This window comes from Sphaerochaeta pleomorpha str. Grapes (assembly GCF_000236685.1).
In the GTDB taxonomy this organism is placed as follows: Bacteria; Spirochaetota; Spirochaetia; order Sphaerochaetales; family Sphaerochaetaceae; genus Sphaerochaeta; species Sphaerochaeta pleomorpha.
The window spans coordinates 2,587,169-2,598,623 of sequence record NC_016633.1; the positions used below are offsets into that span (position 1 = coordinate 2,587,169).

11 protein-coding genes are annotated in these 11,455 nt (G+C 42.6%); 9 read left to right on the forward strand and 2 right to left on the reverse strand.

Going from position 1 to position 11,455, the window contains the following annotated elements; translation table 11 throughout:
• The first annotated feature begins 77 nt into the window (after nucleotides 1–77).
• From SPIGRAPES_RS11765 to SPIGRAPES_RS11800, 8 genes are all read left to right on the forward strand, one after another.
• Entirely contained in the window at nucleotides 78–1,010 is a 933-nt protein-coding gene (locus SPIGRAPES_RS11765; RefSeq protein WP_014270975.1) for a carbohydrate ABC transporter permease, read from the forward strand.
• Entirely contained in the window at nucleotides 1,010–1,882 is an 873-nt protein-coding gene (locus SPIGRAPES_RS11770) for a carbohydrate ABC transporter permease (RefSeq protein ID WP_014270976.1), read from the forward strand. The genes SPIGRAPES_RS11765 and SPIGRAPES_RS11770 overlap by 1 nt, the downstream gene beginning before the upstream one ends.
• Nucleotides 1,879–3,378 carry a xylulokinase gene (locus tag SPIGRAPES_RS11775; protein ID WP_014270977.1) on the forward strand — a complete coding sequence of 500 codons (1,500 nt, stop codon included), beginning with the start codon at nucleotides 1,879–1,881 and terminating at the stop codon, nucleotides 3,376–3,378. The genes SPIGRAPES_RS11770 and SPIGRAPES_RS11775 overlap by 4 nt, the downstream gene beginning before the upstream one ends.
• Nucleotides 3,375–4,370, forward strand: a complete 996-nt coding sequence (locus SPIGRAPES_RS11780) for a zinc-dependent alcohol dehydrogenase family protein (protein WP_014270978.1) — start codon at nucleotides 3,375–3,377, stop codon at nucleotides 4,368–4,370. The genes SPIGRAPES_RS11775 and SPIGRAPES_RS11780 overlap by 4 nt, the downstream gene beginning before the upstream one ends.
• A gap of 49 nt (nucleotides 4,371–4,419) precedes the next feature.
• A complete protein-coding gene (locus SPIGRAPES_RS11785; RefSeq protein WP_014270979.1) occupies nucleotides 4,420–5,208 on the forward strand; it encodes a glucose 1-dehydrogenase in 789 nt (262 codons plus the stop codon).
• Nucleotides 5,209–5,292: 84 nt separating this feature from the next.
• Nucleotides 5,293–6,324: an NAD(P)-dependent alcohol dehydrogenase gene (locus SPIGRAPES_RS11790; RefSeq protein WP_014270980.1), complete on the forward strand. Its 1,032-nt coding sequence runs from the start codon at nucleotides 5,293–5,295 to the stop codon at nucleotides 6,322–6,324.
• A gap of 366 nt (nucleotides 6,325–6,690) precedes the next feature.
• Nucleotides 6,691–7,005 carry a Wzz/FepE/Etk N-terminal domain-containing protein gene (locus SPIGRAPES_RS11795; RefSeq protein WP_041384648.1) on the forward strand — a complete coding sequence of 105 codons (315 nt, stop codon included), beginning with the start codon at nucleotides 6,691–6,693 and terminating at the stop codon, nucleotides 7,003–7,005.
• Between the two features lie 171 nt (nucleotides 7,006–7,176).
• A complete protein-coding gene (locus SPIGRAPES_RS11800; protein WP_081468794.1) occupies nucleotides 7,177–8,985 on the forward strand; it encodes a tyrosine-protein kinase domain-containing protein in 1,809 nt (602 codons plus the stop codon).
• A 103-nt stretch (nucleotides 8,986–9,088) separates the two neighbouring features.
• On the opposite strand, the gene SPIGRAPES_RS11805 is transcribed toward SPIGRAPES_RS11800, so the two are convergent.
• Both SPIGRAPES_RS11805 and SPIGRAPES_RS11810 read right to left on the reverse strand, forming a co-directional pair.
• Complete coding sequence (locus tag SPIGRAPES_RS11805; protein ID WP_014270981.1) at nucleotides 9,089–10,114, reverse strand: response regulator; 1,026 nt, start codon at nucleotides 10,112–10,114, stop codon at nucleotides 9,089–9,091.
• A 32-nt stretch (nucleotides 10,115–10,146) separates the two neighbouring features.
• Nucleotides 10,147–10,653 carry a putative protein-S-isoprenylcysteine methyltransferase gene (locus SPIGRAPES_RS11810; RefSeq protein WP_014270982.1) on the reverse strand — a complete coding sequence of 169 codons (507 nt, stop codon included), beginning with the start codon at nucleotides 10,651–10,653 and terminating at the stop codon, nucleotides 10,147–10,149.
• A 56-nt stretch (nucleotides 10,654–10,709) separates the two neighbouring features.
• Here SPIGRAPES_RS11810 and SPIGRAPES_RS11815 point away from each other — a divergent pair, with 56 nt between their 5' ends.
• Complete coding sequence (locus SPIGRAPES_RS11815; RefSeq protein ID WP_041384653.1) at nucleotides 10,710–11,360, forward strand: histidine kinase N-terminal 7TM domain-containing protein; 651 nt, start codon at nucleotides 10,710–10,712, stop codon at nucleotides 11,358–11,360.
• The last annotated feature ends 95 nt before the right edge of the window (nucleotides 11,361–11,455 follow it).

An 11,455-nucleotide genomic window follows, 5' to 3' on the forward strand; every position in this document is an offset into this window, starting at 1 on the left:
TCCACCGGACGTATTTGTTCTTTCTTGTCGAGCTAGGGGCTCTATCGAGGGGGATCTAATCAATCATAGGGATGCATATGGAAAAGCAAAATTCGATCCAGGCGAAACAGAAAAAAATCCTAGCGACCAATTTATTCACAAAAAAACGGTCTCGAGAACAAACGGATTACCGTTATTTAATTCCTGGTATAGTGGTTGTTGCTGTGATGACCCAAGTTCCCTTTCTCATCACCATAATTTTTTCGTTTATTAAATGGAATCTCTCCCGCCCTGATATTCCGAAAGTGTTTGCAGGATTTTCGAATTACTGGTTTTTTATAAAAAGTAGCGAGTTTTGGCAAATACTGTGGCAGACCATTGAGATTACCGGGGTTTCATTGGGGCTCTGCACGGTTTTTGGCTTTTTGATGGCTCTTTTACTTGATAATGAGGTTCCTTTTATCAACATTGCAAGGACCCTGATACTTGGTCCGTTTTTTGTAATGTCAACTGCCAGTGGCGTTATCTGGAAGACTACAATTTTCAATACAATTTTCGGTTGGTATGGAATTCTTGCTCAGAAACTCAATTTTACACCGGTTGACTGGATAAGCTACCATCCTGTCGGTGTAATCATTTTATTATTCGTCTGGCAATGGATGCCCTTTTTTGTCTTGATTCTTTTGGCTGGACTTCAGGGGATTTCGAAAGATTTGATAGATTGTATGCACCTGGATGGGGTCAACTGGCTTCAAGGGACCTTTTTGATTAAGTTGCCTTTGATTTCGAATCAGGTCCGGGTGGCTATCATGCTTGGGTTAGTCTTCCTGATAAAGGAATTTGGCTTAATCTTAGTCACTACTAACGGAGGCCCAGGGAAAAGCAGTTATACCTTGCCTTTCTACGTTTACTACCAGACAGTGTATTCAAATCAGGTTGGCCGGGCAGGTGCTCTTGCGGTGATTACTGTTGCCCTAACTTTGGTTTTGATCAGGATCCTGTACAAACAGATTAAAAAAAGGAGTGTCTGATGATGAATGAAGCAAGGACTATTACACAGATTCAGCGCTCCATGCGCCTTAAGAAAATTATCAAGAAAATATTCTTGGCCCTCATAATCTATAGTATCGCGCTTACGTACTTTTTTCCGATTCTCTACATGTTTCTCTCTGGTTTTAAGACAGAACAACAGGCAGTAAATCCTTCACTCAGGTTCAGCCCGACGCTTGAAACCTATAGGAAAGTGTTGTCAGACCCAACGATGATCCAATATCTGAAGAACTCAGTGTTTCAAGTATTTCTTGGTACCGGAATCAGTCTTCTGTTGGGGATTCCGGTGGCTTTTGCCTTGGTGTTTGGCAAACTGAAGACAAAGGATAGCGCAGGAAAAATCTACCTCTGGTTTATTACCACCATTTTATTGCCACCTGTAGCTGTGTTGATTCCCCTGTTCATCAGTTACCAGAGAATCAACCTGAAAAACAATCCACTGGGCTTGCTGCTTGCTTATGTTGGATTCAATATCCCTTTGGCTGTTTGGTTGGTTCATTCGTTTTTCAGTGATTTGCCAAAAGATATTTTCGAGGCGGCCCGCATCGACGGATGTACCCGCTGGCAACAGATGGTTTTGATGGCGATTCCTTTGGCTCGTACCGGTATCATCAGTGCGGGACTGATTATCGCCGTACAGATTTGGAATGAATTCTTTCTTTCCTTCAATCTGACAGGGAATCCCTCAGCTACGTTACCTGTATATATGTCCAGGTTCCGTGAACAGCAAGGATTATTTGTTGCCCAGCTGTCCGCGTCCTCGACCATTTCCATTCTTCCTGCGTTGATTCTCGGTTGGATGAGTCAGAAGGCTCTGGTAAAAGGTTTGACGATGGGAGCTGTAAAGGAATGACTGGTCAGATTCTGGTGTACGACATTGGAACCACCAGCGTTAAGACAATCTTATTTGGTACCGATGGAAGGGAAACGGAAAGCATTTCCATTCCATATAAGACTTCCTATCGCCAGCAATGTGTCGAACAGGATCCCGAGGATTTTTGGAAGGCTGCAATTATTGGAACTCAGAATTTATCGGAAATAAGTAAGTCCATGGTCTTGGGAATCGGAATCAGTGGCCATATGAATGGAGCACTCTGCATTGGTAAACAAGGACAGAGCATTAGGCCTGAACTCATTCATAGCGATACCCGGAGTACCGAGGAATGTAATCTTCTCAGAAAAATCCAGCCTAAAATATACCAGATCAATGGAAATCGAGTGGATGAACACTTGTCTTTGCCGAAGATCTATTGGATTTACCGCCATGAAAAAGAGACCTATGAAAGAACGGCCTTTTTTGTTAATGCGAAAGATTATGTGAGGACTCAGTTAACTGGAATTGTCGGGGAAACTGATTTCAGCGATGCTTCCCTTTCTTGTTGTTTGGACATGCATACAAGAGAGTGGGATAGTGATCTGCTGACAAGCTTAGGGCTCGATCCAAACCGTTTCCCAACGCTGAAAAAAAGTACTGAACTTGGTGGTTACCTTACAAAAGAAGCTTCAGCCTTACTGGGGTTGCAACAGGGTATTCCTGTAGCAATGGGTGCTGGGGATGCTGCCTGTGCAACTAGAGGTGCAGGGATAAAGGATACCGATCGAGCCTATGCCTGCATTGGCAGCAGTGCCTGGATCAGTACCCTTGGTACACAGATACTTGCTGACAAAGAAATGCGGTTGCAGCATTTTTTTGACCTTGATGGTTTGCATATCAATGTCTGTGGGACAGTTCAGTGTACAGGTATCGCATTCGACTGGATACTGAAAACCCTTGGGTTGGAACGACAGAAGGTTGAAAGGCATCTTAGCAATGCAAGGCCTGGAAGCGAGGGTATTCTATTTGCCCCGTATTTGCTTGGAGATCGATCTCCGTTTTGGGACAGCAAAGCCCGAGGTTCCTTCGTTGGTCTCTCACTATCCCAGAGTCCCCTGGATATTGCCCAAAGCGTATATGAGGGTGTGTCTTTTGCTTTGAAAAATGTGTTGGATGTCTATGCAGAATTGGGTTTTACCTATGAATCCCTAACAGTAACAGGAGGTGTGGCCCGTAGTCTTTCTTATGTGCAAATGCTAGCCAATGTCTTGGGAAAAACTTTGAAAACCCAACAACATCCAACCCAAGGTTCAGGTTTTGGTGCGGCAATCGCTGCAATGGTAGCTGTAGGTTTTTACCATGACCTGGATGAAGCTATCGACCAAATGATCGTAAAAGAAAATTGTATTACTCCTGAAAGCTTGAAAGCCAGCCAATATGATGAGCTATATCCAATTTTTAGAAAATTATACAAGAGCGAAAAACCGATTAACGATGCACTGTATCGGATTTGGAACAAGGACGGTGACAGATGAGAGCAATAGTGATTGAAAAACCCGGTATGATTTCTGTAAGGGAGGTACCTATTCCTGTTGTCAACGAAGATGAGGTACTTATAAAAGTAATGTCCAGTGGGATATGCGGAACAGATGTGCATATTTTCCATGGGGAATATCTTGGCTCTTACCCGATCATCCCAGGTCATGAGTTTAGTGGAATCGTGGAAAAAGTCGGCAAACAGGTAAAACGGATAAAAGTAGGTGACCATGTGGCTGTAGAACCAAATATCGCCTGCGATAATTGTGAAAACTGCCTTGAAAACCGACAGAATTTTTGTGCTAACTGGCAAGGGGTAGGGGTTTCGATGCCAGGAGGAATGGCTGAATATGTTAAAGCTCCTGAAAAAGCAGTGTTTTCGATTGGAAAACTGCCCTTTGACGAGGGGGCATTCTGTGAACCCTTGTCCTGTGTTTTGCATGGGATAGAGCAAGTTCCCCTAAAACTGGGTGATAGGGTTTTGGTACTTGGAGCTGGACCTATAGGGATGTTGCTTGCTCAAACAGCCAAAATTCGTGGAGCTTGCACAATTACCCAAGTGGATAAAAATGAAAGCAGACTTGAAATGGCAAAGGCGTATGCAGCTGATGTGGTCTGTAATGATCTCGAATCCCTTAAAGGTCAGGTATTTGACGTTGTAATTGAAGCTTCTGGGTCGAAGTATTTGTTGGAAAATAGTGTGCACTATGCCCGGGGTGGTGGCTCAGTTTTGTTTTTTGGCGTACCGAAGAACGACCTTATGATCCTTCTGAGCCCTTTTGAAATTTTTTCAAAGAGCCTGAGAATTATGGGGACCTATACGTCTGTAAGAAACTCAATGCAAGCGATTCGTCTTATGGAAAGTCATCAGATTGATGTTAGGCCTCTTATTAATCCTGTGTTGCCTCTTACCTCTTTTAATCAGGGGGTGCAGTCCTTGGTTGAGGGAAAGGCAGGGGTTATGAAAGTGATGATCAAACCTCAGCAATAATTTGTAACATAATACAGGGTATACTAATGAAGGGAATTGGAGGTTCGTTATGGTTGATAAGATTCTGGATAGGTTCAGTTTAAAAGGGAAAACCGCATTGGTGACAGGTGGTGGTCAGGGTATTGGACGCGGATATGCTTTTGCGCTGGGAGAAGCCGGGGCCAAGGTAGCCATTGTTGATATCAATGGAGAAACTGCTGAAGCGACAGCCAAGGACCTGCAAGCAGCGGGGATTGCATCAATGTCCTATGTCTGTGATGTAACTAATCCCGATCAGGTGATGGCAATGGTGAAACATATTGTCAAAGAATGGGGGACTTTGACTATAGGGGTTAACAACGCTGGCATGGGAATCTGGAGCGATGCAGTAACCATGCCCTATGAGATGTGGAGAAAGACCATGGCTTTAAACATGGATGGGATTTTTCTTTGTGCCAGGGAGGAGGCAAAGTATATGATACGCGAGGGGTATGGGAAAATTATCAATACTGCTTCGATGAGCGCCCATATATCGAATACCCCACAGAATCAAGTAGCTTACAATGCATCCAAGGCGGGGGTTCTCCACATGACCAGATCTTTGGCCGCAGAATGGGCTCCCTATGGCGTGAGGGTGAACTCCATCAGTCCCGGATATACAAGGACAGAGCTGGTCGAAAAGCTGCTTGCAACTCCAGAGGGGAAAAAAATGGAATCAGACTGGTTGCAACTGATTCCCCAAAAAAAGATGGCTACCGTCGAGGATTTGCAAGGCGCTTGCTTGTACCTTGCCTGCAGGGCTTCGGATTACACAACAGGTAGCGATATTCTCATAGATGGTGGGTATTGCTGTTGGTAGGGTAGTTTTTAAAATAGAGCTTTGCACGTATGACATGGGTAATCTGCTCTATTAGCCTATATAGGTGCAACAAGGAGCTAGGTAATGAAAGCATTGGTGTTGGAGAAAAAGCAAAGCTTGAGTTTGCGTGATTTTCCCATTGAAGAAACTGTCGGTCCTGATGAGGTAAGAATTCAGATAAAAGCTTGTGGTATCTGCGGTTCGGATATTCACTATTATACGCATGGGGCTATAGGTGACTTTGTAGTGCGCGAACCCATGATTTTAGGCCATGAGGCAGCTGGAGTAATTACTGAGCTCGGCTCAAATGTCGAAGGTTTCAAACTTGGCGACCGGGTCTGCATGGAACCAGGGATTCCTGATCTTAAAAGCAAGGAAACGTTACGTGGAAACTATAATATTGATCCAAAAGTAAGATTTTGGGCAACCCCCCCAATCCAGGGTTGTCTGCGTGAGAGTGTGGTCCATCCTGCAATGTTTTGTATTAAACTGTTAGATAATATGAGTTTTGCTGAAGGGGCCATGATGGAACCTTTGGCAATTGGCATGGAAGCTGCCAAGAAGGCTCGAATCGAGCCAGGAGACACTGCACTGGTTGTAGGCTGTGGGACTATTGGAATCATGGTAGCCCTCAGTGCTTTGGCTGCCGGTTGTTCTACAGTGTTCATCAGTGATGTGAAACAGCCAAAATTAGACATTGCAGCAGGCTATCCGAATCTTATTCCTATTAATACTATACAAGAGAATCTGGTAAAGGCCATTTCTCAGTATACCGGGGGATATGGGGTCGATCGTATTTTTGAGGCCAGTGGGTATGCTCCTGTCTATCCGGATTTCTTGCGATGTGCTCGTCCAGGCTGCAAGGTTGTGCTGGTGGGAATTCCAGGAGAGCCTGTATTGATCGATGTGTCTTTCCTGCAAGGCAGAGGAATCAGTATTGAGACAATATTCCGCTATGTGAATGAATTCGATAAAGCGGTTGCATTGGTAAGTGCAGGAAAGATCGATGTGAAACGACTGATCAGCAAGTCATTTCCATTCGATAAATCAATTGAAGCATATCAATTTGCAGCCGCAAACCATCCAGATGTGGTGAAAGTGATGATTGAACTGTAAAAGAATTTCCTTTAGAGGGGCTTTTAGCTGCCAGCAAGAGCCCTTCTTTTTTGATACATTTATACCTATATATCACTAAAAGGTATCTTTAGTGAAAGAAAATGCTTGTTTTCTACTGGTGCATCACATTATCATGGGCAAGTTAGCTCATATGTCACAGCATGTTGGGTGAGTATCGTTTTTTCCCAACGCTTATGAATCTTCCAGTAGTGTAATTTCTCAGGGGACTCAAGGGAATTGAAAAATTCCTTTGCCCAATAGCATGGTATCTAACTGTGCCTGTTTTAATGAGTAAAGGGGTAACTCATAAGCATCATATAGCTTTTTATAGCATACCTATCACACAAAAAAGAGGGTTTAGACACTATGCAAACTGAGGAATTTGATGAAGGAATCAGTATCCAAGAATTATTCCAAAGTATTTTTAGCAGGTTGTATATACTCCTTTTGATTGTTTTTATTTCTGTTATGGGAGCTTTTGTATATCTGCATTATGCAGTGAAGGAATATCAGACTACCGTAACAATGATAGTCGAGCCGATTGCAAGGTCTTCTACTATAGGAAAGATACTTTCTTCGGATTTCTTCAATTCTGACAAGGACATTTCTACCGAAATCCATTTGATTACCAATATTATCGATTTGGAGGCTGCTGTCCGCAGACTGGACCTTTCAACCTAAAAGAACAGTAAGGGTATCTCCTATGCAAACCCCTCGGCCCTCGGGAGTCTGCAGAGCAAAGCGTCCATACATACTTTCAAGGACACAAACATCGTTGAGCTGACCATAACGGATGAAAATCCTCAATTTGCAGCTGATTTTGCAAATGCTTTAGCCAGTAATTTCAATGAAATGCTTTCTATGTATGGGAAAGAGTCAAAGATAGCACAAATCCAGTTCTTGCAGGAGCAAATACCAGCTACCGAAAAGCAACTGGATGAAGCTAACGACAGGCTGTTTGATTACAAGGCACATACAGGAATCGATTTCCTCTCAAATAATACAGCCTCACTGGTGAATCACATCTCCTACCTACAAATGAGGAAAAAGCCCTTACAGCTTCAAATCGTCAAGAGCGAGGCTCTTTTGAAGGGTTTCCAGGAGGCTTACCTCTATCAGTTGCCATTCCTCGAAGTCTATGGGAAAGATGATGCCATACAAGAGATTGTCAAAATTTATGGGATGGCGTTCGATGAATTGATTCAATATGATGTTGTTTCAAACAATGATTATCGTAACACCACCTCCCTTTCGGTTATAAACAGCAATATCAATGAAAGTGTCAATGATCGAATTACGACGCTGAATCGCCAGATGTCTGAGTCGAGAAAACAACTTACAAAAAGGGTGAATACGCTTGTTCTGGACACAGGGATAATCGGTACTGATAGGTATACTGATTATTATCATACCCTTGATAACTATTGTTTTACGGTAGTTGATACAATCTGCAATGACGTGGATATAGTCAACATCACAAAAACCATTGAAGTATTTCAAGAGGAATTCAATAAACTGCCGATATTGGAAAAAGAGCTATCAAAACTGCAAAGTGATGTTGATTCCTTTGAATCCATCAGAAAAGAATTGAATTCCCTCTTGCAGCAGATAACCCTTTCTGCAGCTGCACAGAACAACAATGTTAAACTTGTGACCCCTGCTAAGATTCCTCTCCATCCGGTAAGTCCCAATTCGCTTTTAATTGTGGCAGTAAGTATCTTGCTCGGAGGGGCACTAGGGGTATTGCTCTGTCTGTTCCTCGAGATGAAAGACGATTGCCTGCATTCGCTTGAAGAGATTAGAAAAATAGCGGGCCCTAGCATCCCTCTGCTTGGATGGACCCCCCTGATCGAAATCAAAAAGAATTCAGCCAATAAAATCTCTATGAATACACACTATAAGAACCAAGGGAGCTATATTGCAGAACGCTATAAAACGATTACCTCTAATTTGCTCTACGGAAAAAATAGTGATAAAAAAGTGTTCTTGATAACAAGCAGTACTATTAACGAAGGGAAAAGCAATCTTACCTGCAATGTCTCCCTCTATCTTGCTCATTTGGGGTATCGGGTTTTACTAGTCGATGGAGATTTAAAGACTCATTCGATTGGTAAATTCTTTGGTTTGGAAAAAGATACGATAGGGTATGTCGAGCAAATCCAGAAAGGAGGGTCCTTGGAGGCTATCTGTATCAGTCCAGTGAAGGAACTGGATTCGCTTCATGTCTTGATTCCTGGAAAGACTCCTTTGATTCCTTCAGTATTTTATTCGCAGACCAACTATGCGACAATTTTCGAAGCCTTGGATACGAGCTACGATTATATCTTTATTGACGCTCCTCCCCTAGCATATGCTTCAGGCCTCATGGGGCTGCTCGAACAAGTTGATGGAATTCTACTGTGTGTAAGGCTGAGCATCTGTTCGAAAGCAAATCTAACCTTTCTCATTCAGCAATTGGAAGAGAAAACGACTAAAATCGCGGGAATCATTGCCACTGGCTGTGCCCTTGCAAAAATAGAGTCCTATACCAATACCTATGATTATTATCACCAGGGGAAACATGATAAAGATTCCCCGGATTTTGAGTATATAAAATCAGAGAGAAAAGCAATCAAGATGTTTAAAAAAGATTTGAAGGAAAAGCGCTATGCTGGCGAATGAGGGCTCAAAAACCCCCAAAAAGAAAAACAATCATCTTGATAAAAAAAGAGTGGGCCATATCCAATAGCCCACATTTCCTTCATTGAAGCAGTTTCCTGCCCGATCAAAGCAGGAAAATTTCTTTGTCTATGAAAAGGTTTACCAAGTCAGGGTCGAACTGGCTACCCGAGCAGAGCTTAAGCTCCTCTAGGGCAATTTCCGTAGGCAAGGCTGAGCGGTAGGCCCTGCTGCTGGTCATTGCATCATAGGCATCAGCTAAAGTGACTATACGTACCTCAAGGGGAATCTGGTCTCCTTTGAGTCCGTCAGGGTAGCCCTTCCCGTCGATTCTCTCATGGTGGCTTCTGATAATCGGTCTGTATGGCTGGAAGAGTTCTATATGGTTGATAATCCGATCGCCGAAAACAGGGTGCATCTTGATGATTTCATACTCTTCCTTTGTGAGGGACGTGGTTTTATTTAGGATTTCCTCTGATATGCCTATCTTACCAATGTCATGAAGCAGTGAACCGCCTTCGAGGGTCAAGATATTCTCATGAGAAAAATTAAGAGCTTTGCCCATCGCCACGGAAATATTCCTAACCCGGTTGCAATGACCTTTGGTATATGCATCTTTCTGCTCAATGGTCTCGGAAAAGGCTTCCAAGGTTGCCAATGTTGTGTTTTTCAAAGTAAGCAGGGCTGATCTCAATTGCTCCTGGAGATCTCTCTGGTTGGCCAGGGAATTGTTTTTCTGGTCAAACTCCAGTTTTTGCACGGTAGACTTATCGATTACCCGTTCTACACAGGAAATCAAAGCTTCCCGCAGAACCGGCTTGGCTAGGTAGTCGGAAGCGCCTAGACGCATTGCTTTCATACCGGTATCGAGGTCGCTGAAAGCTGTAAGCATAACGACCGGTATGCTTGGATACCGGTGGCGAATGGATTCCAGTACCTCGAATCCGGATGGCCCGGGCATTTTTATATCCAGGAGAATGAGGTCAATACTCTCTGATTCGGTTTTGAGCAAGTCAAGCAACTCATTCCCATTCGTACAGAGGGTGACTTGGTACCCTTCTTTCTTTAAGAGTATTTGCAGGATTTTTCGGATTGCAGGATCATCATCAGTTGTTACAATATGTTTAGCCATTTCTCGCTTCTCCGGTAGTGTACCTAGTACAGTTATATAAAAAAGTGTGTTTCTTTCTTGTATTCTTCATATTCAGAGAACATTCTTGGGAAAAAAATCAAATCCTCTATCAGTATCAGTAGCAGATTGCAGGCCGTGAAACCGATACAGAGCAAGGTTATCTTAAAATTCCAGAAATATACACCTATCAATAAATTAATCATTGTAAACCAAATAAAACCCGGGTGTCTAGAAATACTATAGGTTCCACCTCGATAGAGTTTTCCTGTTTTTTCTGCTTTTAGGGGAATTTCGAGAAGAACAGAATAGACTAATAGTATTGAAAAAACACCTATAAGAATGATTGTTGCCCAGATGGCAATCAATGAGAGCGGTGATTCGTGGGTAAAGAATAGTATCGGGTAGGGGATGGGGGTGATGAAAAAACCTAGATAAAAGACCCTTTTCAATACAGGTTTTTTATATACGATTGCCAAATCGTAAAGCCCTGCGAGGAAATATCCTATAGCACCTAGAAAAAATAGTTTGATTAATTCCATGATTTGTCCAATAATAATACAGATAGCTATCATTTGAAAGTAAAAAAGGATTTTCCATGATCATTGATATCTCTACCATTATTCCTGCAGTCGCTTTCATCTTATATGTTTCTTTTTTTATCTTTGGATTTTTACAGTATAAGAAAGATAGATTTTATTGGTCGTTCCAGCTCTACATGCTTTTTGTATCCATCTGGAGTTTTGGTTCCATGATGATGCATCTCAACAGTGTATATATGACACCGTTGTTCTGGAACAAGGTTATGCTCGTCGGTTTACTTTCGGTTCCGTTTGGATTGGTCAACTTTATCGTCGACATCCTTGAATTGCATAAAAAGCCAATCAGGATATTCACTACTGCAAGTTATCTTTTCCTCATTCCCCTCATGATCTTCAACTTTTCCGGAAATATCGTCAATGATGCCGGCTTCACTTCCGACGGCGCTTTCTTTTACCAGCTTGCCCCTGGCGCTGCGTATGCCTATTCCATAAGTTATGTCTATCTGATTCTCACTCTAGTAATCCTGTTGCTTGGTTCAAAATCCAGTTCCCCGGAAAAATATAAAAACAATGTGATCTTGCCGCTTATCGGAATGGTCATTATGCTCATCGGTATTTTTATGAATATCTACCCGAGACTCGGGAAATACCCTATCGATATATTTTCGGCCACCATCAATGCGATGTTGCTTTTCTATACCATCTAGAAATACAGGCTTATCAACTACTCTCGTATTGGTCTGAGCATAATCTTTTCTACTATCCTTGCAATCGTTGCCTCCTTCTCTTATTACGTTATCAT

Excerpts from the sequence above, each read along its gene's own strand:
- SPIGRAPES_RS11795 (WP_041384648.1), top strand. The coding sequence starts at position 6,691 with ATGCAAACTGAGGAATTTGATGAAGGAATCAGTATCCAAGAATTATTC.
- SPIGRAPES_RS11800 (WP_081468794.1), top strand. The coding sequence starts at position 7,177 with ATGCTTTCTATGTATGGGAAAGAGTCAAAGATAGCACAAATCCAGTTC.
- SPIGRAPES_RS11815 (WP_041384653.1), top strand. The coding sequence starts at position 10,710 with ATGATCATTGATATCTCTACCATTATTCCTGCAGTCGCTTTCATCTTA.
- SPIGRAPES_RS11770 (WP_014270976.1), top strand. The coding sequence starts at position 1,010 with ATGATGAATGAAGCAAGGACTATTACACAGATTCAGCGCTCCATGCGC.
- SPIGRAPES_RS11810 (WP_014270982.1), bottom strand. The coding sequence starts at position 10,653 with ATGGAATTAATCAAACTATTTTTTCTAGGTGCTATAGGATATTTCCTC.
- SPIGRAPES_RS11775 (WP_014270977.1), top strand. The coding sequence starts at position 1,879 with ATGACTGGTCAGATTCTGGTGTACGACATTGGAACCACCAGCGTTAAG.
- SPIGRAPES_RS11785 (WP_014270979.1), top strand. The coding sequence starts at position 4,420 with ATGGTTGATAAGATTCTGGATAGGTTCAGTTTAAAAGGGAAAACCGCA.
- SPIGRAPES_RS11805 (WP_014270981.1), bottom strand. The coding sequence starts at position 10,114 with ATGGCTAAACATATTGTAACAACTGATGATGATCCTGCAATCCGAAAA.
- SPIGRAPES_RS11780 (WP_014270978.1), top strand. The coding sequence starts at position 3,375 with ATGAGAGCAATAGTGATTGAAAAACCCGGTATGATTTCTGTAAGGGAG.
- SPIGRAPES_RS11765 (WP_014270975.1), top strand. The coding sequence starts at position 78 with ATGGAAAAGCAAAATTCGATCCAGGCGAAACAGAAAAAAATCCTAGCG.
- SPIGRAPES_RS11790 (WP_014270980.1), top strand. The coding sequence starts at position 5,293 with ATGAAAGCATTGGTGTTGGAGAAAAAGCAAAGCTTGAGTTTGCGTGAT.